Here is a 25,695-nt window from a genome sequence, read left to right on the forward strand (position 1 = left end):
GTCAATCCGTCTGAAAAGATTCATTTGTTTTGGGTGTTCAAAAATACAAATATTACTCCATATAAAAGAACCGATAGTTTTTATCTAACATTCTTGATGTGTTTGCTGTTTTGTAACTTGTTTGTAAATAGATAGTTGTTCGTTTTATTTAATTTTTCGACAAAAAATATAAAATATATTTCTCTCTCATTCGTCATAAATAATGGATATATCCCCAATGTTATTAAAGTGAATGATAATGTATAATATGAAAAAGAATAATGTTTAGGAGAGAAAAAAAGCAAGTAGCATCGTTACATATATTTGAAAAGAAATGCACAGGTTGTGAAAAATGTGTCTCACATTGCAGGCCAAGAGTGCTGGGGATGGTATATAAAGAAGATCGAAGTTATGCTACAGTAGAGTTTTTGCAAAGATGTGTCGGTTGTGGAAAATGTACTTGGGTTTGTCCTGTAGATGCTATTGAATTAATATTAGTTTAATAATGATTATAGAAATGGAAAAAAGTATAGAGAAAAAAGGAAATGCAGAGAATGCGATAATGCCGGCTTTGGTTATTCTGACCTCATTGTTGATGGCTTTGGCAAGCATTTTGTATTTAATCTTTTGGGTAGGCGAAACTATCGTGAAATAAAAAAATAATGTGTTTTGACTATGTAATCGACACTAAAAGTTATATTTAGATAAATAATTGTTCTGTGAAATAAAAAAATAAATTGATATGAAAAATTTTAGAATAAAAAGAATATTAGGAGTGTTTATTTTTATTGCAGTCTTTGCTGCTGCTATAGCTGTTGTAATGTTGCTTTGGAACGCATTGATCCCTTCAATCGTTGGTTGGACGACAATCAATTACTGGCAAGCGGCCGGATTGATGATATTATGTCGATTGTTGCTTGGAGGATTCGGCCGATTTGGAAAGTGGGGTAGAGGTGGTGCTTTCGGAGACAGGCGTAAGGACTTTGCTCATTGGCATGGGCTTAAAGATAAAATGGAAGGTATGTCTCGCGAAGAGCGTAAAGAGTATATCCGAAAACATATGAACGAGCACTGGAAGAGGGGGGATGACTGTTGTAGAAGAAATCATTCTGACGAAAGACAAGAAAATACGGATCGCGAATATGACCAATGATATATCGAATAGCCAACAGAGCGTATCCTATATCTTTAAGAAGTATCGTGCACAATTAAGAAATTATATAAATAAACGTGTATTGTCGAAAGAAGATAGTGAGGATATCTTGCAAAATGTCTTTTATCAACTTTCGAAGGTCGATTTGATAGATAAGCCGATCGAACACATGTCTGCATGGCTGTATTCGGTAGCCAATAATCAAATTATAGATCGTAGCCGTAAGCGAAAAGAGGTGGAAATGCCCACTGTTTATAGCGCAGACGAAGATGAATTGTTTTTAATTGAGATTGCAAATGTGCTGGCCGATGATGATTCCTCTCCCGAAGAAGAATATCTGCGCTCGTTGGTGTGGCAGGAGTTAGAAACAGCATTGTCAGAGTTACCTCCCGAACAGCGGGATGTATTCGAGCTGACGGAGATAGACGGCTTCTCTTTTAAAGAAATATCAGGTGCTACTGGTATTGCCATAAATACTCTTATTTCGCGTAAAAGATATGCAGTCTTGCATTTGAGACAGAAGCTGCGGAAGCTGTATGACGAGTTTCTATACCAATAAAAAAACAGCAATGAGAAGTCTCATTGCTGTTTTTATTATATTATGTCTGATGATTGAGGGATAACTCTTTATTGAGCTGTTACCTGGGTAAATTTAATAAAGACTTTTAACTTTTCAGGTGAAACTGCTGTTCCCGGAGTAGGAGTGTCTAAAGCCGCCATGACAAGAATTTCATAAGATACTTTATTGTTAGCGCCCAACGGAATCCATGTATAGCGTCTGTATTCGGGGCCACTCCCGTCATAAATACCTATATTTCCCATATAACCTCCATAAGCCGTGTTATAGGCTGTAGCATTATACCATGTGCTGCCGCTATCGCTATTATTTCCACCCCATCTTTTAGCTGGTATAGTGAGAGTATTGGCGCCTGCTACGGTTCCACCGCTGTAAATGGTATTGTAATTCCATATTACGGTTTGTGCAGCATCCTGATTATTTCTTATCTGTATGTTTATATATTGGTTTCCTATTGCAATCGAACTTACACCTGATGGCACACGAACTCTTGCTGAGAACTTACCATCGGGTGAATTGCATTGTAGTGTATACCCAGTAGTTCCTACATCATTGCCTGTATTGTCTGTAGTGTACATTAAGTATCCCATTACAGATGTTTCTTCTATTGATGCCGTTAGAACGTTCCCAACAGTAACTTCGTTACAGCCTGTGATACCTGTATTGGATGAAAGAAAGTTAGCGAGATCAAAAGTGATACCATTAGGTGCCTGTTGGTCTATTGTTGGCGTACCTGACAATGAGAAGTTGAGCATACCATTCCCTACTGATAGCATGCCTCCGGAAATAGTAGCTTTTACATCCGGGTTGCCTACCGAAGTAAGTGTTGTTCCATTGAAGCTACCCCCGTTACTTCCCGAATATGGTATTTGCAATACAGTACCTGATATTATAGGTGTTCCTCCCACAACTTGCTGGCTCGGACTCATTGATGTGCCTGAACAGTTCAGGGTGGCAGATGCAGACTCAGCAGAAGCATTGGCAAAGATCCTCCATTGATCACCGTCCCAAAACATATAACCCACCGTGCTGAAATTTACGTTGTTACCTGTATTGTATACTAATAATCCGGTAGTCGGGTTTACGATTGTAGTTTTGTCAGTAGAACTTTTTAATGTTACTCTGGGAAGTAATACACCTTTATTGGCCGATTGTACATTCAGTATCGCCGTTGGATCTGCTTTGCCGTCATATCCGATAGCAACAGACCCCATCTGATAAATGTCTTGCAGATTGGATGTTGCCTGCTTAGCTGAGTCTGATACAAACCATGGTTCGGTAGGTTCTCCACTGGTTCCTACCCACTTAGTACCATCCCAATACTCAAGTTGTTTCTTAGTTGTGTTGTAAATAAATAAACCAACAGCCTTAGTCGCAGTATCCCCTGTTAGTGAGCCTAAATTTAAGTTGTTGCGTTCTGTGGTAGTGAAGTGAGGCATACGTAGACCTCCTTTGCCTGAAGAAATAAGTTCTAGTACCGAATAGCTTTGAGGTTTTTCGTTGCTGCCAATAGTCACTTGTGCTACCATACTTTGAGTAAGTAAGTAACAAGAGGCTAATAAAATCATTAATCTTACATTCATTATTGTCCCAATTAGTAAAGTTTTTCTATGAAAGAAAGATGTATTGTTTGTCTTCCACTCCAATACATATATTAAATATAATGTCTACACTTTTTTGTCTGTTTTTGGCAAAGATATGCAATTCTGTTGGTTTTAGAATCTTTCTCTATATGATTTTCTAAAATATAATGTTAAATTTTTATTTGACTATATTTTGTTGTATATTAGATGTTTAAAAGTGTCCTTTCGGGAGGCTTATATCCACTTTTGATTGAGAATCTGTTTAAGTTTTTATTGTTTTGTTTTGTTAGTTCGAATATATCTATTTACTTTGTGTTTCAAAGTAGAATGATATGGATGCAAATCTTGAAGATCTGAAGCATATACGTTCCATGATGGAGCGTTCGAGTAAATTTCTCTCGCTGAGTGGTATGTCTGGTGTTTCTGCCGGAGCTTTTGCTTTGTTGGGTGCCGGTGTAGGGCATCTTATTTTGTCGGAGCAATTTACTTTTACAAATAGTAAATTATATGATTTTATAATATTGGCAGGTCTTGTATTGTTATGTGCTGGGCTTTCTGGGCTTTTCTTTTGCATGAAGAAGGCCAAAAAGAGTGGAGCAAAGCTTTGGATGCCTGTTACTGTCCAGATAGTGAAAGATTTTTCGGTGCCTATGCTTGTAGGAGGTATCTTTTGTGTGATACTCATCTTTCAGCATGCAACTCGCATGGTAGCGCCATCTATGCTCATCTTTTACGGTTTGGCACTCATTACAGCCGGTGCACGTACCTATCGAGATATAAAGATACTTGGAGCTTGTGAAATAGTATTAGGTTTGCTTGCGGGGGTATTTGTATATAACGGATTGTTGTTTTGGGCTGTTGGTTTTGGTGTTATGCATATAATATATGGCATTGTAATCTATTATAAATATGACATGAAGTCTGGTAAAAACGGTTGATTATGAAAGATATTATATCTGGCTTGAATAAAGTCTTCGACAGCCGTGTCAGACTAGGGATTATGTCGGTATTAATGGTTAATGACAGCGTCGACTTCAATACAATGAAAGAGTTGCTCGATGTCACAGACGGGAATTTGGCTAGTCATTTGAAGGCATTAGAGAAGGAATCGGTAATAGAGGTACGTAAACAATTTGTGGGGAGAAAACCAAATACTTCATACAAAGTGACTCCATTGGGAGAAAAGCTTTTTAAAGAACATATCGATGCTCTTGAAAAACTAATTAATCCTCTCTGATTATTTTTTTATTCATTTGCTTTGAAATTCAAAGAACTTTTAATTAATTATAAATTCTCATTATGAAAACAAACTTTGGAATAAATGTAGACATGATTTTTGTCAAAATTATTGTTGTTGCAGTCTTGGTCGTAGTTATGCTGATACCTATCAGCCTTATAAAATCGCTTGTAGAGGAACGCGAAGAAAATCAGCAGTCTGCTCAGGACGATATTAGTACCAAGTGGGGTGGGGTGCAGAAAATAACAGGGCCTATACTTGTGTTGCCCTATCAGGTGGGAGTGGATAAAAATCAAAATCTATTGATCAACTATGCTTATTTTCTCCCCGACAGTTATGAGGTAGATGGTAATGTAAACACAGAAGAGCGAAACCGGAGTCTTTTTAAAACTCTCGTTTATCAATCAGACTTGCAGGTGTCAGGTAAGTTTGCCCTACCCGACTATCGTAAGCTGAATATAAAAGAGGAATCTGTGATTTGGAAAGACGCCCATGTGGTTATTGGCATTCCGTATCTTCAGGGGGTAAAAAATAAAATTGAGTTTAATGTAAATGGAACGCTGCAACCCGTCCAACCTGGCGTAAATGCGAATAGTACTGTAGACTCAGGATTGACAGTTAGTTTTCCTCTAAACCCGGAAACGACAGAATATAATTTCGATTTTTTACTAACCCTTAATGGCAGCGAAGGCTTGTATTTTACTCCTATAGGAAAAGAAACACATGTGCACCTTAAGTCGCCATGGAAAACAGTATCTTTTGATGGGAATTTTCTGCCCGAGCGCAAAATAGATAGTAACGGATTCGATGCCAAATGGAGTGTTTTCGATTATAACCGCAACTATGTGCAGATGTGGAAGGGTAGCAACGAGAAATTAACATCTTCCTCTCTTGGTGTCGATTTCAAGCTTCCTGTCGATAAATATCAGATGACAATGCGTTCTGTTAAATATGCTATAATGTTTATTGTACTCACGTTTGTCGTATTCTTTTTGGTCGAGCTGTTGAGTAAAAAGAAGATTCACCCTGTCCAATATCTATTGGTAAGCTGTGCATTGGTTCTGTTCTATACGCTATTGCTTGCTATATCCGAGCATCTTAGCTTTAGTCTGTCCTATCTTATATCGGCTTTTGCAACCACAGCTTTGATAACCCTATACTCCACTACTATGTTCAAAAACCTGAAACAAACAGCCATGATGGGATTATTCCTGACAATTCTCTATGCGTATCTTTATGTCATACTGCAACAGGAAAACATGGCATTGCTGTTTGGTGCAGTAGGTCTGTTCATAGCTTTGGCTATAGTAATGTTTGTGTTACGAAGAGTAGATTGGTATAAGAACAATACCGATGAGTCCGAAATTGTAGAAGATAACAGTTCTGAATATATCTCACAAGATGATAAATAATTTATAGCTCATTGCGTTTACATAAGTTTTAAGAAAAGGTTTGAAGTGTTAAATAACATTTCAGGCCTTTTTTTATTGTATTAATAAGCAAAATATTATCTTTGCTTACAACGAATTTTATAATTAAAAGACCTTGTAAATAATTTGATGACCATGAAGAAAACTACATTCCAATTTGGATTTGTTCTCCTTTGCTTTCTTATCAGCTTAAGTCTGTATTCTCAAACAGATAAGATGAAAAAAGATAGAGCCTATTGGGTAGATATGCTGTGTAAACTATCAGAACCCGTACTCTATAATATGAGTAAGGGTGAGCTTAAAAAGAATATGGCAGTAGAGCTTAGTCCTACTTGGGATGGACGTACCAAAAACGTTACATACATGGAAGCATTTGGCCGGTTAATGGCGGGAGTCGCTCCGTGGCTGGCTTTACCCGATGATGAAACCTCGGAGGGTAAGCGTAGAAAACAGATGCGTGAATGGGCTTTGCTGAGCTATGCTAATGCTGTCAATCCCGATAGTCCCGATTACTTACAATGGACAGGATCTAGTCAGGTGTTGGTCGATGCTGCTTATATTGCTAATAGTTTTATACGTGCACCAAAGGCTCTATGGGAGCCTCTCGATCAGGTTACGAAAGATCGTTATGTGAAAGAGTTCAAATCGTTGAGAACAATAAAGCCTGCTTATAACAACTGGTTATTGTTTCGGGGTATGGTTGAGGTCTTTTTGCTGTCGATAGGAGAGGATTATGATGGTTTTGCTCTCGATGTCGCTATCCGCAAAATGAATGAGTGGTATCTCGGAGACGGCTGGTATGGAGATGGGCCTGAGTTTTCGCTCGACTATTATAATGGTTATGTAATACATCCTATGTTGGTCGAGATAGTAGAGATTGCCGAACAGAAGAAGAAACCTTCTGTTATTAGCCTGGATTTAGCATTGAGACGTATGCAAAGATATAATGAGCTGATAGAGCGTCTGATATCGCCCGAAGGAACATTTCCTGCTGTAGGAAGATCTATGACATACCGTATGGGTGCTTTCCAAACATTAGCTTTGTCTGCATGGAAATATGGATTGCCTGAGAGTATGTCTGAGGGGCAAGTGCGTAGTGCTCTGACTGCGGTGATGAAAAGAATGTTTTCGATGGAAGGAAACTTTAATAAGGAGGGATTCTTACAGCTTGGTTTTGTCGGACATCAAACTAATCTGGCCGATTATTATACAAATAATGGTAGTCTGTATATCACTTCGTTAGTGTTTTTACCATTGGGTTTATCAGCCGATCACTCATTTTGGACTTCGCCTGCTCAAGAGTGGACATCTCAAAAAGCGTGGGGAGGTAAAGCATTTCCTAAAGATTACCATCAGTCAATAGCTAAATAATTGAATAATATATGATACACCTTAACCTTAAATTATTTATTGTCACAGGACTTTTGTCTCTGTGTATATTCTCTTGTAGTTCTGACGAAAGAGCTAAAAGTCAGTTTGTAGATGAGAATATTGCATACGCTACAGCTCAGACAGATAAAATGCTGGAACAGGTAGGAGAGCCTACAGGAAAGAATTATCCGCGCACTATGAGGAAAGACAGCACTTTGGCTGTTACCAATATGTATGACTGGACTCCCGGTTTCTTTCCCGGTTCGTTATGGTATTTGTACGAACTGACTAAAGATTCTAAGTGGAAAGATATTGCCGAGAAATGGACTGCATCTTTAGAACCTTTAAAAACTTTTACAGGACATCACGATTTAGGTTTTATGATGTATTGTAGCTATGGTAACGCAGAAAGGCTTGCGCCAAAACCGGAGTATAAAGATATTCTTATCGAAAGTGCAGAGTCCCTGTCTACTCGTTTTAGTGAAAAAACGGGAGTTATAAAATCATGGAATAGGTTCAAATCGTGGAATGACAGTTCTTTGTTTTACTATCCTGTAATCATTGATAATATGATGAATCTGGAAATGCTCTTTTACGCCTCAAAGGTATCGGGGAATAAAAAATATTATGATATTGCCGTACAACATGCCGATGCCACACTTAAGAACCAATTTAGGGAAGATTTTAGTACCTATCATGTTATTGCCTACGATACTGTTAGTAGCAATGTGGTAGGGAAAATGACAGCACAGGGTTTTAGTGACAATTCTACATGGTCGCGTGGGCAGGCGTGGGCTATTTATGGATTTACTATGGTGTATCGTGAAACACAAGATAAAAAATATCTGGATGCAGCAGTTAAAGCAACGGATTACTATCTGAAAAATTTACCTGACGATTTAGTTCCTTTATGGGACTTCAATGTAGGTGTGGATGGATATGTTCCTGGGCAAAGGTCTTATTCTGCTACTTTTCAGGAAAAGCTTCGTGATGCGTCAGCCGCAGCTATTGTTTGTTCTGCTCTTTTCGAGTTAGGGCAAATTGCCAATAATCAATCTTACATAGATTATGCGGAGAAGATGATTCATAGCCTGGCTTCTCCTACATATAGGGCTCCTTTAGGTAAAAATGCAGATTTTCTTATTATGCACTGTGTGGGTAGTATACCTCACCGTTCCGAAATTGATCGTCCGTTGGTATATGCTGATTATTATTTCTTGGAAGCATTGGTAAGATACAAGAATCTTAAGAGTTAAGTTTGTCCACTAAAATAAATTATTAGATATGAAAATATACATTTTCCTCCTTACATTTATTCTTGTTATGTTTTCTTGTGAAGGAAACAAAAGACAAGAACCTGTGGACTATACGGATGATAATACCAGCACATTGTCGATTGAAAATATATTGACCGATACATCTAAAGTGTTGATGGCCGAATCGCCTGTCTATTTCGACAGTACACGCATTATAATTCATCCTATAGGCTTTGTAAGTTTGGATGAACCGAAGCGAAGCAGATTTTCAAAGTCTTCTTACGATGGTTATGAGGCGCCGATGGCGAATAATAGTAAGGATTTTATCAGAGGCAATATAACGTATTTGTTATTCGAGGATGTAGACAATGGTGTTACGCGTCCACTAACCAAAGAAGTGTTGAATATATCTAGTGTTGAGTATATGCGTGATTTGGCTCGTAAAAAAGACAAGCATTATCTGTTGTATATTTTACAGGATAAAGATACAAATAAGGATGGGATTATAGATAGTAGGGATATTACTTCCTTATATATCAGCAATCTGGATGGAACAGGGTTTTTGAAAATATCTAAAAACTTTTTTCAGTACAGAGGAGGCGAGTGGGTTAGCTGGTGTTCTCGTTATTACTTCCAAACAATAGAAGATGCAGACCGAAACGGAGAATTTGACAAGAGGGATACATATCATTACTATTATATAGATTTTTCTTCCGATTCTTATAAGGTAGTAGAATATAATCCATTGAAAGCTGTATTATAATAAATATATATTAATATCAGTGTTTTTCTTTTCTGCATTAACATTATAGTTGAGGTTCAATAGTGGAATGAGCTTTCTATATATAAAAAGTAAAGAGAATTAAACCTTTCAATATATTTCATGTTCTAATATAAAAAGATAGAACTTATAAATAATAGATAAATATGAAGAAATTATCTCTAATAATAATTATGATAGCATTCCTCCTCACATCTTGTGGAGCGATAAAACTTGCCGATGTGAATAATTTATCTCAGGGTATGACACAAATGGAGGTTAGTCGGATAATGGGAAATCCTGTGAGAATTTTATCTACCAGTTACACCCAGTATGGTCGGCAGGAAGTTTTCGAATATCATACCTATCGTAGCGAAGTGTATGCTATTGAGTTTCTTGATGGACGAATGACCGGATATGATTTTATGTATGAAGAAGTTCCGCCAGTAGGGCTTGATCCGGGACCTCCGGTTTATGTGCCTAATAGACCACATCGTCCCTCGCAACCCAATCGCCCTTCACAGCCAAGTCGTCCTTCTGAGCCGAGCAGACCTTCTCAGCCTAATAGGCCAACAGAGCCTAGTCGTCCCGAAAACAATCAGAAACCGGGAAATACAAGGCCGAGTACTAGACCATCGACCGGAAATACTACAGGACGATCTACTCCAGAGAAGTCGGAGACTACAAGATCGAATGATGATAAATCTACTACCACTACTACATCGAGATCAGGATCAACTACTAATAGATAATATTTGAAGAGAAAGTATTTGTAAATATCAGTAAACTAGCGTACTACTCTAAACGGGTTTGTTCTATTCACTTTTTTTATTACTTTTGCAAAAATAAATGAATTGGAGTTCAGAAACCAGGAAAAAAAACGAGGCGTATCCGAAAAGCCAAATGAGTAGGAACTTACATAAACTAGACAAACTATATGGAATGGTTTTTAAAAGTCGTAAAAGAACATTACGCAGATTTTAATGGAAGAGCAAGACGCAAAGAGTATTGGATGTTTGTATTATTTCAATACATCATTGTTCTTGCTGTTTATATCGTTGCTATTATTTTAAGCCTAATTGCAAGTACATTAGGTGCAATATTTACGGGAGCTGCAGGATTGGCTATGTTGGCTTTATTGGTGCCAAGTATTGCTGTTGGCGTAAGAAGGTTGCATGATATAGGCAAGAGTGGCTGGATGCTTCTTGTGTGTCTTATACCTTTTATTGGATCTATTTGGCTTCTTATTATGCTTTGTACAGAAGGACAAAAAGGAGATAATGAATATGGACCGGATCCTAAAACTGGCGAATAATCATTGAAATAACGATAAAAAAGCATGGATACTTCTCAATATCCATGCTTTTTGTTTTCTATAGATATTTACGATAACTAAAAAAATGTTAAAGTGGGTATTCTCCGAATATTTTCTCTATTTTTGTGTTATAGTAATTCTTAGAAGGACAACAAGCTTCTTTTGCTTAGTCAGCGAAGTAAAACGAATTTGTACAAAACTTGTTCATCCAGAGATACAATAATAATGAAGTAGGCTTTTGAAGAGTCTCACTTGTACATGCAATAATATAGAGTTAATAATAGAGTAAACATATAGTTAAATAATACCAAATGGAATTATTATATCCTCACGAACATCTTTCTTGCTATAACTATGAGAAGGGCGCCAGGCCAACAATTGAAAAAATAATGTTGGGGAAGAGGCAAAGATGGGATATCTCTGCTTTGGAGAATAAGGCTCTATTTATGATGGATGGAACTCTATCATTTTCGTTAGGTAATAGTATTGATGAAAAACTGTATAAAGGTAAAATATTGCTTCTTACGGCCGGAAGTGCTCTGTCAGGTCAGGCTGATTCAGATTCTACAATAATGATAATCCGGCTGCATAATACAAAACAGTTGTGCGATTGTTTCTCATTAGATATGTTATTGCGCGAGGAAAAAAATAATATGATCAAATCAGGTATTTGTTATCTGGATATAAATGAACGCACAAATGATTTTTTACTGTTTTTAGATACATGTATTTCAGACGGATTGAAATGTACCTATTTTTTCGCTTTGAAAGTTAAAGAATTTCTATATCTATTGAGAGCTTATTATACAAAAACAGAACTTTTAGGATTCTTCTATCCCTTGCTGAGTAAAGATATATCGTTCTCCGATTTCATTATGAAGAACTATCATAAAGCAAAATCAGTTCAGGAGCTTGCTGATATGACTCATTATAGTCTTTCTGGATTTCAGAAGAGATTTAAAAAGGTCTTTGGAATATCAGCATATCATTGGATGAGGGATGCCAGAGCTAAGCTTATTTATCATCAGTTAAATAGTACTGAAAAATCATTTAAAGAGATTAGCGATGAATATGGTTTTTCGTCTCCATCTCATTTCAATGATTTTTGTAAAACTACATTCGGTACAACTCCGGGCAGAATTAGAAATAAAAAGGAGCTCTCCAAGTCTTAATCACAAAAAGGTGTAATTTATGAAAAAGCAGGCATGATTATGTAATGATAGATGATTGTTATAGCCTTACATTTGTAGTGTAAATATATGAGGAAATATATTTATGCTAAATGAAAACCTGACTAGGTTGTAGTTTAACTCTATTATTGTGTAGTTTTGTAAAGTTTGTGTTAAGGTTGGAAAGTCTGCGAAGAGAATTTGCGGGCTTTTTGCGTTTTATATAATCTATGATTATTTATTAGTGTAACTAAAACCTTAAATTCTTCTTTATAGTACCCTTATATGCCTCTCGTTTTAGTCTTTTTTTAATTACCTTTGTTCTCAAATTTTAAGAATAAGAAAATGGCGCAATCATCCTTACTGGAGAAGCTAGATGCTTTAGTTATACGTTTCGAAGAAATAGGAAAGCTTATTACAGACCCTTCTGTTATTGCAGATATGAAGCGCTATGTAAAGCTAAATAAAGAATATCGGGATCTCGAAAAAATTAGCAACGCTCGTAACGAATATAACCAATTGTTAACTACAGTTGATGAAGCTAAAAATATACTTGAAACAGAAAATGATTCCGAACTGAGAGAGATCGCAAAAGAAGAGCTCGATCTGGCAAATGAAAGATTACCCCATCTGGAAGAAGAAATAAAAATATTATTAGTCCCTGCCGATCCGCAAGATGCTAAAGATGCCATTGTCGAAATTCGAGGTGGAACAGGTGGAGATGAAGCTGCTATATTTGCCGGTGACCTATATCGTATGTATATTAAATACTGCGAACTCAAAGGCTGGAGAACAGAAGTGACAAGCCTTACGGAAGGAACTTCTGGAGGGTATAAAGAAATAATCTTTACCGTTAGCGGAGAGGGTGTATATGGCATACTTAAATATGAATCCGGAGTTCATCGTGTACAACGCGTACCTGCTACAGAGACACAAGGACGTGTGCATACATCGGCTGCTACAGTAGCAGTTTTACCCGAAGCCGAAGAAGTAGATGTAGATATCAATCCAGCCGATATAGAAATGCAAACTGCTCGTTCGAGTGGAGCAGGGGGGCAGAATGTAAATAAGGTAGAAACAAAGGTTCAGCTTACGCACAAACCTTCGGGGTTAGTCGTTGTTTGCCAGCAGGCACGTTCTCAATTAGCGAATAGAGAGTTGGCTATGCAAATGCTTAGAACAAAACTATATGATATAGAATTGAGTAAATATCAGGAAGAGATTGCATCGAAGCGTAAAACTATGGTCTCCACGGGTGACCGTTCTGCAAAAATACGTACATATAACTATCCACAGGGCAGGGTAACCGATCATCGTATAAACCTGACATTGTATAATCTTGCAGGAGTTATGGATGGCGAAATTCAATCTATTATAGATCAATTGATAATAGCCGAAAATGCAGAAAGATTAAAGGAAAGTGAATTATAAAATAGAAATATAGAGAGATTTTAAATACTCAGATACTATTATGACTAAAGCAGAATTATTTGAAAATATAAAAAGAAAACAATCTTTTCTTTGTGTAGGACTCGATACTGATATAAAAAAAATTCCATCTTTTTTGTTAGAAGAAGAAGATCCGATATATTCTTTCAATAAGGCAATAGTAGATGCGACATATAAATATTGTGTAGCGTATAAGCCCAATACGGCTTTTTATGAAAGTCAGGGTATAAAAGGGATATTGGCTTTAGAGAAAACAATAGAATATATAAGGACAAAATATCCTGATCAGTTTATCATTCTTGATGCCAAACGCGGAGATATTGGAAATACATCGGAAATGTATGCTGTTTCTGCTTTTGAACATTTAAAAGCGAATGCTGTAACTGTAGCTCCATATATGGGAGAGGATAGTGTGAAACCTTTTGTAAAATATCCGGGCAGGTGGGTTATTCTTTTAGCTTTGACTTCGAACAAAGGCTCTGCCGATTTTCAGTTTCTCGAAGACAAAGAAGGAGAACGCTTGTTCGAAAAAGTTTTGAGAAAATCTCAGGAATGGGCTTCTGACGAACAGTTGATGTATGTAGTAGGAGCCACGCAAGGTGAAATGTTTGCCGACATACGTAAGTATGTACCCAATCATTTTCTTTTAGTACCGGGTGTAGGTGCACAAGGTGGTAGCTTGGAAGAGGTAGTGAAATATGGGGTGAATTCTCAGTGTGGACTGTTGGTAAACGCTTCCCGTTCTATTATTTATGCTGATAATACTCGCGAATTTGCATTTGCAGCCGCAAGCGAGGCTGAAAAATTACAGATAGAAATGTCCGGTTATCTAAAAAAGCTGAATTCGTAAATGCTCTAAATAAATATTCCTAAAAGAATTATTCATCTACTATCTCTGATATATTGAACATTCGTGTACTCTGCTATATTCTAGTCTGAAGCATTTTCTTTACTAATAATAAATTGTACATTTCTAAATAAATTACTTTATCTTTTAATAAAAGCCCTGTCAAGACCTATGACGGGGCTTTTTATTTTTGAGGTAATGTGTCTTATAATGAATAAGATAATTTGGATAGTGTAATTTTTCTTAAAAAAAACTTTAAAATGTTTTGTTGAAAAAGATAAAATGATATATATTTGCCATTGTAAAATATCAAAAAGAAACTCCTGTATCATTTTTCTAATCAAAAGTAAAGTAAAAATGTTTGTTTAACATCTTTAAATATTTTGATTATGGAAATTTCAACATTGAAGAAAAACGTTTGTTTGATTATCGCAATTCTTTGTACTACATCTGTAATGCAGATCAAAGCTCAGTCTGAAATTGAAGTCGATCTTGGTGCAGATTTGGTCAATTCATATGTTTGGAGAGGTTTTAAGCAAGCTGGGGCAAGTGTACAGCCGGGGATAAGTGCCAGTATGAGTGGCTTTACTTTAGGAGCATGGGGGGCAACAGATATAAGTAGTGTTGGTAAAAAAGAGGTTGACCTTTATGCATCTTACGAAAAAAGTGGATTAAAATTAGCTGTTACAGATTATTGGTGGGACGGAGAAGATGCCTTCCGTTACTTTAGTAGTCCGAAAGATGGATTTAATGGTCATTATCTGGAAGCAACATTAGGCTATACCTTGCCCGAGGCCTTTCCGTTGAGTATATCATGGAACACTTTCTTATTAGGAAAAGGTAATAAGAAGGAAAATGGAGATAACTCGTATTCTACTTATGTAGAGCTTGCATACCCTTTTTCGGTAAAAGGAGTTGATATGGGGATCGCTGCCGGATTTACACCATGGGAAAGTTCTGTATACCCTACATCCGGTTTTAAATTTACATCTATAATGCTTAATGCATCGAAGAGTATAAAGATCAATGATTCGTATTCTTTGCCTGTATTTGCAAATATAATCTGTAACCCCAATACGGAAGATATTCATTTCGTATTTGGAATCTCAATAAAATAAATCATTCTTAATTATTATTTAATATGAAAAAAATTGAAGCGATTATTCGCAAATCAAAGTTCAATGAAGTACGTGCGGCGTTACACGAAGCTGATATTGACTTTCTGTCATGGTGGGATGTAAAAGGACAGGGTAGTGCTCGCCAAGGATTAATCTTTAGAGGTATAGCTTATGATATAAATGCTATAGACCGTATATATATATCATTCGTAGTGAGAAATATAAATGTAGATAAGTCTATAGAGGCAATTCTAAGTTCGGCATATACAGGAGAAAGTGGCGATGGCCGCATATTCGTTTCCAGTGTCGAACAGTCTATACGTATCCGTACAGGCGATCATGGAGATGAGTCTTTGTATGATAAAGAGGACGATAAATAAGGATTTGGTTTATAAAGGTTTAAGCAAAAAAAATATAGAATATGAAACGAGTTTTATTCAAATATATTACTATCCTGTTATTAATGATATTGTCTGTGCCTTCATTTGTGGCAGCACAAGGTTCAGTCGCATTAGCTACAGATTCGGCGAAGGTAACTGCGGCCATTCCTGTAATAGAGGCTGTTACCGTTACCGAAGAAGTACCTACATTAGACTCCGGAAATACAGCTTGGATGATAGTTGCCACTATATTGGTCATGATGATGACTGTTCCCGGGTTAGCTTTGTTTTATGGAGGACTGGTTCGCCAAAAGAATATCTTAAGTATAATAATGCAATGCCTCTTTGTTACGGGCGTTATCAGTATATTGTGGATCGCATTCGGATATAGCTGGGTGTTTGGGACTGATTTTATGGAGGCTGATAGCGCCTTAGGGGCTGTGATTGGAGGATGGGACAAAGTGTTTCTTTCCGGATTGACATTAGACACTCTTACAGCAGGAAACATACCGGAAATACTATTTGCTGTTTTCCAATGTATGTTTGCTGTTATAACCCCTGCTTTGATAATTGGAGCTTTTGCAGAAAGAATCAAATTCTCAGGTTATGTTGTATTTATAGTTCTATGGTCTATAATAGTATACAACCCGATGGCTCATTGGGTATGGGGTGGAGGTTGGTTGCAAGGAATAGGAGCAATCGACTTTGCAGGGGGTACAGTTGTACACATCAATGCTGGGATATCTGCTCTTGTTATGGCGATTATGTTAGGACGCCGCAAGGGGTATCGGACTATAGGTCATCCGTTTACTCCTCATAATATTCCGTTTGTTTTCATTGGGACTGCTTTACTTTGGTTAGGATGGTTTGGTTTCAATGCAGGAAGCGGCTTGGCTGCTGACGGCCTCGCTGCCAATGCATTTCTTGTAACGCATTTGGCTACATGTGTTGCTGCTACTATATGGATGAGCCTTGAGTGGATTATGTATAAGAAACCCACCGTAGTCGGCTTTTGTACAGGGGCAGTGGCCGGACTTGTGGCCATTACGCCTGCTGCAGGAACAGTCGATGTTGCCGGTGCAATTGCTATCGGAGGTGTGTCTGCTCTTGTTTGCTTCTGGATGGTAGCGTATATTAAACCAAAATTAAAATATGACGATTCTCTTGACGCTTTTGGTGTTCATGGCATTGGAGGTATCGTAGGTTCTGTTCTTACAGGTGTATTTGCTACTCAGGCCATAACAGGAGAAGGTGGAGTGCAAGGTGCATTGTATGGAGATTGGAACCAGTTATGGATACAAATAATTGCAACTGTGGCATCTATAGCCTATAGTGCAGTTCTGACATTTATTTTGTTCTTCATTGTTAATAAGACTATTGGGCTTAGAGTATCTAAGGAAGATGAATCTATCGGATTAGATATCTCTCAGCATGGAGAAATAGCTTATAGCGAGGATGAATAGAAATATCTTATACTATCAAAAACACAAAAAATTCAGAGAAGGTATGGAGTTCCTGCGATAGGAACTCCATTTCTATTGTAGGTTAAAAACCCGTTCTTATTCGAGAGTCAAATCCACGACTTCGGCATCAGGTGCATTTTTTGTAACAGATGCGATACCATTATCTCTGCTGGCCACACTTTCATACATTTCACTTGTACCTATTATTTGTCCGTTAGTGGCTTTCAGATTGAAGTATGGTTTGCCATTTTTAGCTTCCAGTTTGTCGAAGCGAGCTTCTACCAGACTGTTCTTTTTTACTGATTCAATACCGTTTTTGCAGTTTTCTTTTGTTGTGTAGCCTTCACTTGTAAGTATTACTTGTCCATTACTAGCTTTAAGATCGAACTGAAATTCACCGTTCTTTCTTTTTTTAATTTCAAATTTTCCCATTTTGTTTAGTTTTAAAAAGATGTTTGTATTAAATAAGAACGTAAGATAATGATAAAATGTTTTGGCTATGTATCTTTTTCAACCAAAAGGAGTTAAATCGCTATTTATAGAGGAGAAAAATACAGAGTTGCTTTGCCATATCTGGCAGTGTTTTCGACCATTGTTTTACTGTCTTGGTCTTTATGTATTCATCTTCACACGTTATGTTCATGGCTATGCATAGTCTTGTATTAGCATTGCAATGTTTGAGTATATCCTCTACCAGTTTTTGATTGCGATAGGGGGTTTCTATGAATATTTGTGTTTGATGTTCCTGATAAATAAGATTCTCGAGCTGTTTTATCTTTTTCGCCCTCTCGGAAACATCTACCGGCAAATAGCCCTGAAAAGCGAAGCTTTGTCCGTTAAAACCCGATGCCATTAGCGATAGTAGTATCGACGACGGACCCACAAGAGGCACTACTTTGTATTCTTTTCGTTGAGCTATAGCTACTATATCGCTTCCCGGATCGGCTACAGCAGGACAGCCGGCTTCCGAAATTATTCCTACATGAAATCCTTTAGATATGGGTTGCAGATAGCTGTCTATTTGGTCGAGGTTGGTATGTTTGTTTAATTCGTAAAACGTGAGTTCATCTATATTTATGTTACCGTCCACCTTTTTAAGGAAACGACGTGCCGACCGAATATTTTCTACTACGAAATATTTGATTTGTAAGATAATATCTTTGTTGTGTGGAGGAATAACTTCTCCTATACCGGTTTCACCCAGTGTTACAGGGATCAAAAAAAGAGATGGTTGCATATATAAATAGATCGTTTGTTTATATCAAAAAAGTGAATACAGACTATTTTCGTCTGTTTATGTCAAGCATGATTTTAACTAAAAAGTAACGAAAGTAACGTTTTTTGCTCATTTTTTTATTTGTTACTTTTAATACCGTTTCTTAAGCATATTTTCTTTATATAGATAAAGTTTCGAAAAAAGAAAACAGTTTCCACTCCTTTATCTAAAGTATGATTCTCATAGACAAAAATAAGTAAAAAATCTATAGAGTCTCTTTTATATCAGCTATACATACATGCGAATGAATAAATAATAGTGATTCTCTTATTCTGAAAAAATATTTTTGTCCTAACTTTGCAAAAATATAAATATTTAAGAATGAATCTGCCTCTCGATTTCATAGCTCGTACAAAACCTTTATTGAAAGAAGAATGGGACAAGTTTGCTGCATCTCTCAACGAAGAAACTCCTGTTAGCATACGCTATAATAAAATTAAGACTGCACAGATAGATAAGCCTGATTTTTCTTCTGTTCCATGGGCTGATTCAGGATATTATTTGTCTCAAAGACCTCAATTTACGTTCGATCCTTTGTTTCATGCCGGATGCTATTATGTACAGGAAGCTTCTTCTATGTTTGTCGGACATGCTCTGAAACAGTACCTGAAAGGAGATGTAAAAGTTCTTGACCTATGTGCGGCGCCGGGAGGAAAGTCGACGTTGATAGCTGATACTATCAGTAGCCAAAGTTTGTTGGTAGCTAATGAAATAATTCGCTCTCGGGCAAATATATTGGCTGAGAATATTGCTAAATGGGGTAATCCTAATACTGTGGTTACCAACAATAATTCATTTGAGATAGGTAAACTTAGAGAGTTCTTCGATGTCATACTTGTAGATGCTCCATGTTCGGGCGAAGGTATGTTTCGCAAAGACGAAAATGCGATTTCCGAATGGTCTGAAGATAATGTGATGCATTGTCAGGCTCGCCAACGTGAAATATTGGCTGATATATGGCCTGCGCTCAAGCCGGGAGGATTGCTGCTGTATAGCACTTGCACATATAACATGGAGGAGAATGAGGCAAATGTAGAATGGCTTAGGAGCGAGCTATATGCAGAAATTCTTCCTGTAGAAACAAAAGAAGAGTGGGGGATAACCCCTTCTTTGATAGATGGAGTAACAGCCTATCGCTTCTTTCCGCATAAGACCAAGGGCGAAGGCTTTTTCTTTGCTTTATTGAGAAAGCCGGAATCTGAACAAACGGGTATGAAGAGAACTAAAGGTGGTAAGAACAAACAGGCAAAGGAAGACTTACCTTCTGTATATAAGAACTATATACTGAATAAAGAGCAATTCACCTTCTATCAAAAGAGAGATAATTGGTATGCCTTTCCTTCCGCTCAGTACGAAGACCTATTGACAATAAGTTCCATCCTTAATGTCGTTTCGGAAGGTATTTGTCTGGGGCAATTTAAAGGGAAAGATTTTATCCCCGATCAGTCTTTGGCTCTGACTAATAGCCTGAATATAGAAGCTTTCACTTCCTGCGAAATAGACTGGGCTACTGCCATCGCATTTCTTCGCAAAGAGGCACTGGTACTGGCTGATTATCCCAAGGGCTATTTGCTACTCACTTATCGAGATATACCTCTGGGCTTTGTGAAAAATATAGGGAACAGAGCAAATAATCTTTATCCGCAGGAGTGGCGCATTCGCTCTTCCAATCTCCCAGAGAGAGAAGTGAGGGTGATTTAGTTATCCTTTGACAAAGCCTAATATTCTGCCTATTTTACAGAATGCACGGAAGCAATTGTATATCCAGCTTTTCGATTTCATAATGTCTGTAACAAAGCCATTCTGTTCTAGATAATAGAGCCGTTCGAGTCTTTTTACGGCGCTTTCTTTCAGCAATTCTCTGCATACCTTTAGTTTTTCGGGGTAAATAACCTCGCCGCCTATCTGAGTGCTGAAACCTTCCATATTGTATATAACAATAAAAGTGTCGACATATTTCACCGGCAGATGGTCGATTGCTATTCCCTGAAAGAACAATTTCCAATCGGCTACCACTCGCAACGATTCGTCGTATAGACCAAACTGTTCAAAATTGCTGCGGTGTATAAAGAATGCCTGATGGCATAAGAAGCCCGAAAATAGCTCGTATATAGCCAGATTCCAATCACGGTCTTTATACGATGTGTCGGGTGTCAACTGACCTTTTTGCTCCATGTAAAAACTTCCGCAGATAAATGGATCATGAGGATCGGCGGCAAAAACTTTTTCGAGCGTATCGGCAGCATAAAGAGCATCTCCCGAATTAAGGAAATAGAGGTATTCCCCTTTGGCCTGCTTTATGCCCTTGTTTTGTGCATTGTATATGCCACTGTCTTTTTCACTTACCCAATAAGATACTTTGTCGCCTAGTTCTTCTATTAATCCTACACTACCATCAGTAGACTTACCGTCGATAATAATGAATTCGTAGTCGGTAAATGTTTGCGATACTACGCTGTCTATCGTTTTTCTGAGACCTGCTTCATCATTCAGGTTTATTGTTATTATTGATAACTTCATGGGAAAATGCTATTTTCTTTTCGATTTTAATAGAAATGGGCTTACAAATATTAGTTTTTGGTAGAGCATAAGCACTGCTGCGGCTTTCCTCAGTCCATACCCCTTGGCATAGTATATTTGTAACTTATACATCCTCCTGATGCGCTCTATAATTGTTTTTTTGAACTGGTTGCTTGTATATTTATTGAATTCGTCTAATAAGAATAACATCCAGGCAGTTTGGTTGAGCGGTTTCAGCGTGGAAGACATTCCTCCCAAATGCTGCCTGTATACGGCCATATAGTCGGGCAGGAATTTTATTTTTCCCGATAGCGATACTATAAGTTGCAGGGCATAGTCTCCGTTCTTTACCTTGTAGTACCAGTCGGGCGTTTTGTGTGCCTCTTTGCGAAAGAATATAGAGGCAGTGAGCAATCCCCAGTCTTTAGCCAGAATATCCTCGGTAGTAAGTACGTCACGCTCCATTTCTATGTTTTCGTCCAAGTGCCCACACATCAGTGTGTGAACCTTATGCGAACATAGGGCAAAGTCGGGGTGGGCTTCCATAAAGTCGAACTGCTTCTGCAATTTGTATGGGTCTGACCAATAGTCGTCACCGTCGCACAGAGCGATGTATTTGCCTTGTCCGCTGCTAATATTGTTTATCCAATTGAGCATCATACCCTGATTGGTTTCCGGCAGACGAAGACGTATTATATCGGGGTATTTCTTTTGGTACTCAATACAGATCTCACGAGTGCTGTCTGTGCTGCAATCTTCCCCTATTACAAGTTTGAAGGGGAAATCTGTCTTTTGCATCACAACTCCCTCTATGGCTTCAGCAATAAATTTCTCATGATTGTATGTAATCATGGAAACGGATACCATTATGTTTTTTTGCTCTGACATTTTAACTAAAACCTGACAAACTTGTACAACTTAAAAGCCCCTCTTTGTCTTCCCGGAGGGTAGAAACTGCTGACGCAATAAACTTATTCCACCTGTGCTAGCTTTTGACTTTTTAACTAAAACCTGACAAAGTTGTACTTGTTTCGTCAATATTATATTTTTCTTAAACTTTATTGTAATCAAAGGATTATCTCTCACGATATAGATAAAGATATTCTTTTTGTACATCTTGTTTATTGGAGTTTTATACTGTGTATTATCTCCACTATTCTCTTCATATCTTCCTCATCGTAACGATGGTCGCAAGGCAGAGGCAGCAGATAATTTACAACCTTGTATTCGGCAGAATCTTTTTCTACAAGAGCCAATGTTTCTTTCCAGTATGTAGAAACATATATTTTATTCTCTATCAGCTTTTTTCTGAGGTTAGGGTCTTCGGAATAAAACATATAGCTCAACGGACAAGTATCGGCAGGGAAATTGTCGTATTCGAATCTATTCTCTTTGCCTAAGACCGAGTGCAGATAGTTGAAATTTTTGATTTGTCGCTCTCTCAAATTCTCATAATCTATATTTGCAAGCAGAGCCGATGCGAGGTTCGACATCCGTTTTATCGGTTGACCAACAAGGCTGGCGCAATAGTCAAGATAGTCCTGATAGGCTGCACTTGCGCTTCCAAACTCGATACGTTTCATAAGGTGAGTCATATGAGGAATAGACATATCCTGCTCCAGTTCTTCATCCAATAATGTGTCGGTATACAGATAAGCTCCATCGGGAAGCCCAAAAAACTTACGTGGAGAATATATGGTGTCGATGCCTTCATGCGGACGTGAAAAGAAAGCATGCGTATTGTCTACAATCAATTGCTTGCCAAACCTTTTCACCAGTTTTTCTACTGTACAGCATTTTATACCATAGGTATCGGAGAAGAAGAATACTTCGTCTTTTCCCAACTCTTTGTCGAAAATAGGATCGAGCCTGAAATCGACAGAATAGAATTCATAGTCTATTCTCAGCTTTTTAATCGGTTCCCAGATTACTTCCGAATCGAGATACGGAATATATATTTTCTTATATTTCTTTGCCCTAAGTATATATTCGAGGCAGTTGCGTGCTGTATTTAGTTGCACAGCTCCTGTGTGATAGTGCTCGCCTTTGCGTAGCTGGAGTTCGAAGTATCCACCTATTTCTTTCATCTTATTTATCTGTCACTAAGATTATATTAGTTGATAATTTTCTAACATTGTTTTTATGTCCTCTACCGAATTGAACATCATAACATCTACGATAGAAAGCCAAGGTACAAAGTTTTCTCCAAACTGCTTGTATTCGATAGTATTACTCGATAAAAAACTAAGTTCTATATTTTCACGGGCAAAGTCCTCTTTGCTGTACAGGGATTGTCCGCCTATCGAGTTGTAATAGCAGTCAGCTTTCAGTTCTTTGCATAATGCTATTACTTTATCTTGCCCTTTCAGCGTATGATCCATATCTATGGTAGACGATACAATCAGTTCTGTTTCTATTTGCAGATAAGTTTTTATTTGTTCTATCGAATAAAATATATAGTGGGCAAGGTTGTCTTCCTCTTTGTTTATTATATTTTCTAACAATGGCATTACTGTATCAAAGAACGGAGCTTTGCGGTATGCCTCACGAATCTGATTGATCAGTTTTTTTCTGTCAAAATTCTTAGAAACATAACGCTCCCTTACATCCAGATAGTCCGAATCTTTTTCTAAAGGGATAGTAATTAGAACATCACTTCCGTTTCGGAGTATGCGATTCCTGTTTATCCAGCCTTTTTTCGTATATTCTATATTGTCATATATCACATATTTGTCAACTGTGTTCATTAGCTGAAAATACCCGATATACGGTAAGAAATAAGGTTGCATTATTCCAAGTTTCATTTTTGCCAAGGCTTATTTTCTATTAGTTCGCAAATTCTTTTTACATCTTCGGCAGACAAATTTGCGTACATTGGCAGGCAAATAATCTCTTTCGACACTTGTGTTGCAACAGGTAGATTGGCTGTATTGGCAGATGGAAGCCCCTTGTAGGTCGGAAAATCACTAATTAACGGGTAAAAATAGCGACGACCGAAAACATCATATTCCTGCAACTTAAAGTATAGTTCGTCCCGTGTCATCCCGTATTCTTTTGCATTTATTCGTATAGGATAGTAAGGGTAGGTATGTTCTACTCCTTCGGCTACTTCCATTATTGTAATACCTGCAATACCTTTCAATAAGCTGTTGTATAGCTGAGCCAGACTGAGGCGATTGTTAATATAACTATCTACATATTTTAGCTGCAAAGACCCGTAAGCAGCTTGTAGTTCGTTCATCTTGGCGTTGATACCCGGTTCTATAACAGTAGTTTCATTTCTGAATCCGAAGTTTTTGAGCAGGTCTATCCGTTGCTTTGTTTTCTCGTCCTGACAAACTATAGCACCGCCTTCTATTGTGTTATACACTTTCGTTGCATGAAAGCTGAGTATAGACAAATCGCCCCAATTCATCACAGATTGTCCGTCTTTTTTTACGGCAAAAGCATGTGCTGCGTCATAGATTACTCTTAGCCCGTATACGTCTGCTATGCGTTGTATTTCTTCTACATCACACGGATTGCCATATACATGAACAGGCATGATAGCTGTGGTTCGCGGAGTAATGGCAGCTTCTATCTTAGCGGGATCTATATTGTAATATTTATTGTCGATGTCGACAAATACAGGTTTGATATTATTCCACCACAAAGAGTGTGTTGTAGCCACAAAGCTGAATGGTGTGGTTATTACCTCTCCCGTAATGCGTAATGCTTGCAGCGCTGTGATTAGCGCCAGCGTACCGTTCGAGAAAACAGAGATATATTTTACACCCAGATATGCCGCCAATTCTTTTTCAAATTGTTCGTGAAAAGGGCCATTATTGGTCAGCCATTTATTGTCCCATATCTTTTCCAGATAAGGGATGAATTCTTCTAATGGCGGAAGTGCCGGTTGTGTGACTAATATTTTTTTACTCATAATTTTCTATATATCTTTTTTACAAAATCGGGAGTAATTTTTTTCATTCTGCCTTTCAGAGACTTGTCTCCATAGAGTAGAGTTTGCAGCCCTTGTTTGTATTTTGTAAATGGTTTGGTATACTTATAGTCGAAATACTTGTCGTATTGATTTACCAACTCTATAATGCGCAGGTTTTGCTGCTCTTCGTTCATTTTCGACCATTGCCCGTTGTCGTGTATACGATAAGCAGAGGTAACATTTTTGATATACGCCAAAGCGCCGAATTGTCCCATATACATACCTAGCATCCAGTCTGCGATTTCTATGTCGAAGAGTTTCGGGTCAATGTCTTTTATCAGCCTACCTCTGAATGTGCAGCACGAAAGATTGCCTATTCGGTTTCCTGTTGCCAGTTGCGAGGTTGTTATCAGTTCGAATTCCTTGTCAGTATTCCAGTCGAATATTTCTTCTCTGTTCTGATCCTCGAACAGGCGTACGTGGCGATTGAAACACATGGAGCATTCGGGGTGGCTTTCGAGAAAGATAATATGGTTTTCGAGATGATTCGATTCTGTCCAATAGTCATCGCCCTCCATGATGGTTACATAGTCTCCCGAACAAGCTGCAAATGCTTGTTGATAATTCTTTACATAACCTAGATTTTTCTCATTAGCGAGATATTTGAAAGAAAATGAAGTTTTATTTTCATACTCTTTGATAATCTCTAAAGTATTATCGGGCGAACAGTCATCTGCAACTACAATCTCTACATCATGCTCCGTTTGTTGCATAAGAATGCTTTCGAGCGTTTGCCGAATGTAATGTGAATGATTATATGTAATGAGTATGATATTTACTTTCATCGAGCTTTGTGTATGTTCTTATAAACATATTTAATAGTTTGTGAA

The 25,695-nt window shown here is 37.6% G+C and carries 28 protein-coding genes; 19 read left to right on the forward strand and 9 right to left on the reverse strand.

From position 1 onward, the window contains the following. Positions 1-260 precede the first annotated feature (260 nt). The 4 genes from BGC7_RS17610 (at position 261) to BGC7_RS06730 (ending at position 1,691) form a co-directional block, all read left to right on the forward strand. Complete coding sequence (locus BGC7_RS17610; RefSeq protein ID WP_082206513.1) at positions 261-482, forward strand: ATP-binding protein; 222 nt, start codon at positions 261-263, stop codon at positions 480-482. Positions 483-496: 14 nt separating this feature from the next. Then, positions 497-634 (forward strand): hypothetical protein, encoded by a 138-nt coding sequence (locus tag BGC7_RS17845; RefSeq protein WP_157258674.1) that lies wholly within the window; start codon positions 497-499, stop codon positions 632-634. Between the two features lie 87 nt (positions 635-721). Then, the gene (locus BGC7_RS06725) at positions 722-1,132 is read left to right on the forward strand and encodes a hypothetical protein (RefSeq protein ID WP_242034422.1); all 411 of its coding nucleotides are present in this window, start codon (positions 722-724) and stop codon (positions 1,130-1,132) included. Continuing rightward, on the forward strand, positions 1,122-1,691 hold the full coding sequence (locus BGC7_RS06730; protein WP_050700795.1) for an RNA polymerase sigma factor: 570 nt from the start codon (positions 1,122-1,124) through the stop codon (positions 1,689-1,691). The genes BGC7_RS06725 and BGC7_RS06730 overlap by 11 nt, the downstream gene beginning before the upstream one ends. Positions 1,692-1,759: 68 nt before the next feature. On the opposite strand, the gene BGC7_RS06735 is transcribed toward BGC7_RS06730, so the two are convergent. Further along, positions 1,760-3,292, reverse strand: coding sequence for a hypothetical protein (locus BGC7_RS06735; protein ID WP_157258675.1), 1,533 nt, complete (start codon positions 3,290-3,292; stop codon positions 1,760-1,762). 332 nt (positions 3,293-3,624) lie between these two features. Here BGC7_RS06735 and BGC7_RS06740 point away from each other — a divergent pair, with 332 nt between their 5' ends. The 14 genes from BGC7_RS06740 to BGC7_RS06810 all read left to right on the forward strand — a co-directional run bounded on the left by BGC7_RS06740 (position 3,625) and on the right by BGC7_RS06810 (position 17,087). Beyond that, a complete protein-coding gene (locus BGC7_RS06740) occupies positions 3,625-4,230 on the forward strand; it encodes a hypothetical protein (RefSeq protein ID WP_050700797.1) in 606 nt (201 codons plus the stop codon). A 2-nt stretch (positions 4,231-4,232) separates the two neighbouring features. Continuing rightward, the gene (locus tag BGC7_RS06745; protein ID WP_050700798.1) at positions 4,233-4,529 is read left to right on the forward strand and encodes a winged helix-turn-helix domain-containing protein; all 297 of its coding nucleotides are present in this window, start codon (positions 4,233-4,235) and stop codon (positions 4,527-4,529) included. A gap of 62 nt (positions 4,530-4,591) precedes the next feature. Continuing rightward, positions 4,592-5,941: a cell envelope integrity protein CreD gene (creD, locus tag BGC7_RS06750; RefSeq protein WP_050700799.1), complete on the forward strand. Its 1,350-nt coding sequence runs from the start codon at positions 4,592-4,594 to the stop codon at positions 5,939-5,941. 153 nt (positions 5,942-6,094) lie between these two features. Beyond that, positions 6,095-7,330 carry a DUF2264 domain-containing protein gene (locus BGC7_RS06755; protein WP_050700800.1) on the forward strand — a complete coding sequence of 412 codons (1,236 nt, stop codon included), beginning with the start codon at positions 6,095-6,097 and terminating at the stop codon, positions 7,328-7,330. Between the two features lie 11 nt (positions 7,331-7,341). Beyond that, on the forward strand, positions 7,342-8,586 hold the full coding sequence (locus BGC7_RS06760; RefSeq protein ID WP_050700801.1) for a glycoside hydrolase family 88 protein: 1,245 nt from the start codon (positions 7,342-7,344) through the stop codon (positions 8,584-8,586). A 28-nt stretch (positions 8,587-8,614) separates the two neighbouring features. After that, positions 8,615-9,349 carry a hypothetical protein gene (locus tag BGC7_RS06765; RefSeq protein WP_050700802.1) on the forward strand — a complete coding sequence of 245 codons (735 nt, stop codon included), beginning with the start codon at positions 8,615-8,617 and terminating at the stop codon, positions 9,347-9,349. 164 nt (positions 9,350-9,513) lie between these two features. Continuing rightward, complete coding sequence (locus BGC7_RS06770) at positions 9,514-10,098, forward strand: hypothetical protein (protein ID WP_050700803.1); 585 nt, start codon at positions 9,514-9,516, stop codon at positions 10,096-10,098. Between the two features lie 185 nt (positions 10,099-10,283). Then, complete coding sequence (locus BGC7_RS06775) at positions 10,284-10,661, forward strand: DUF805 domain-containing protein (protein WP_050700804.1); 378 nt, start codon at positions 10,284-10,286, stop codon at positions 10,659-10,661. A 389-nt stretch (positions 10,662-11,050) separates the two neighbouring features. Further along, entirely contained in the window at positions 11,051-11,833 is a 783-nt protein-coding gene (locus BGC7_RS06780; protein ID WP_242034423.1) for a helix-turn-helix domain-containing protein, read from the forward strand. Positions 11,834-12,175: 342 nt separating this feature from the next. Continuing rightward, a complete protein-coding gene (gene prfA, locus BGC7_RS06785; RefSeq protein WP_050700806.1) occupies positions 12,176-13,261 on the forward strand; it encodes a peptide chain release factor 1 in 1,086 nt (361 codons plus the stop codon). A gap of 40 nt (positions 13,262-13,301) precedes the next feature. Then, positions 13,302-14,129, forward strand: a complete 828-nt coding sequence (gene pyrF / locus BGC7_RS06790; protein WP_050700807.1) for an orotidine-5'-phosphate decarboxylase — start codon at positions 13,302-13,304, stop codon at positions 14,127-14,129. 386 nt (positions 14,130-14,515) lie between these two features. Beyond that, on the forward strand, positions 14,516-15,244 hold the full coding sequence (locus BGC7_RS06800) for a TorF family putative porin (protein ID WP_050700809.1): 729 nt from the start codon (positions 14,516-14,518) through the stop codon (positions 15,242-15,244). A 23-nt stretch (positions 15,245-15,267) separates the two neighbouring features. Further along, a complete protein-coding gene (locus BGC7_RS06805) occupies positions 15,268-15,624 on the forward strand; it encodes a P-II family nitrogen regulator (protein ID WP_050700810.1) in 357 nt (118 codons plus the stop codon). A 41-nt stretch (positions 15,625-15,665) separates the two neighbouring features. Beyond that, on the forward strand, positions 15,666-17,087 hold the full coding sequence (locus BGC7_RS06810) for an ammonium transporter (protein WP_082206516.1): 1,422 nt from the start codon (positions 15,666-15,668) through the stop codon (positions 17,085-17,087). Positions 17,088-17,183: 96 nt separating this feature from the next. Here the strand turns inward: BGC7_RS06810 and BGC7_RS06815 are convergent, their stop codons facing one another. Continuing rightward, positions 17,184-17,519, reverse strand: a complete 336-nt coding sequence (locus BGC7_RS06815; protein ID WP_050700811.1) for a YegP family protein — start codon at positions 17,517-17,519, stop codon at positions 17,184-17,186. A 100-nt stretch (positions 17,520-17,619) separates the two neighbouring features. After that, on the reverse strand, positions 17,620-18,324 hold the full coding sequence (locus BGC7_RS06820) for an SAM-dependent methyltransferase (RefSeq protein ID WP_050700812.1): 705 nt from the start codon (positions 18,322-18,324) through the stop codon (positions 17,620-17,622). Between the two features lie 360 nt (positions 18,325-18,684). On the opposite strand from BGC7_RS06820, the gene BGC7_RS06825 reads away from it, so the two are divergent. Then, positions 18,685-20,064: a methyltransferase RsmF C-terminal domain-like protein gene (locus BGC7_RS06825; RefSeq protein WP_050700813.1), complete on the forward strand. Its 1,380-nt coding sequence runs from the start codon at positions 18,685-18,687 to the stop codon at positions 20,062-20,064. On the opposite strand, the gene BGC7_RS06830 is transcribed toward BGC7_RS06825, so the two are convergent. The 6 genes from BGC7_RS06830 to BGC7_RS06855 form a co-directional block, all read right to left on the reverse strand. Beyond that, a complete protein-coding gene (locus tag BGC7_RS06830; RefSeq protein ID WP_050700814.1) occupies positions 20,065-20,883 on the reverse strand; it encodes a glycosyltransferase family 2 protein in 819 nt (272 codons plus the stop codon). Positions 20,884-20,892: 9 nt separating this feature from the next. Next, the gene (locus BGC7_RS06835; protein WP_242034424.1) at positions 20,893-21,771 is read right to left on the reverse strand and encodes a glycosyltransferase; all 879 of its coding nucleotides are present in this window, start codon (positions 21,769-21,771) and stop codon (positions 20,893-20,895) included. Positions 21,772-22,004: 233 nt separating this feature from the next. Next, positions 22,005-22,970, reverse strand: a complete 966-nt coding sequence (locus BGC7_RS06840) for a hypothetical protein (RefSeq protein WP_050700815.1) — start codon at positions 22,968-22,970, stop codon at positions 22,005-22,007. Between the two features lie 21 nt (positions 22,971-22,991). Then, a complete protein-coding gene (locus tag BGC7_RS06845; RefSeq protein WP_050700816.1) occupies positions 22,992-23,687 on the reverse strand; it encodes a WbqC family protein in 696 nt (231 codons plus the stop codon). Next, entirely contained in the window at positions 23,684-24,805 is a 1,122-nt protein-coding gene (locus BGC7_RS06850) for a DegT/DnrJ/EryC1/StrS family aminotransferase (protein WP_050700817.1), read from the reverse strand. The genes BGC7_RS06845 and BGC7_RS06850 overlap by 4 nt, the downstream gene beginning before the upstream one ends. Next, positions 24,802-25,650, reverse strand: coding sequence for a glycosyltransferase (locus BGC7_RS06855; RefSeq protein WP_050700818.1), 849 nt, complete (start codon positions 25,648-25,650; stop codon positions 24,802-24,804). The genes BGC7_RS06850 and BGC7_RS06855 overlap by 4 nt, the downstream gene beginning before the upstream one ends. Positions 25,651-25,695: the final 45 nt, after the last annotated feature.

Source organism: Dysgonomonas sp. BGC7 (genome assembly GCF_001261735.1).
GTDB lineage: Bacteria > Bacteroidota > Bacteroidia > Bacteroidales > Dysgonomonadaceae > Dysgonomonas.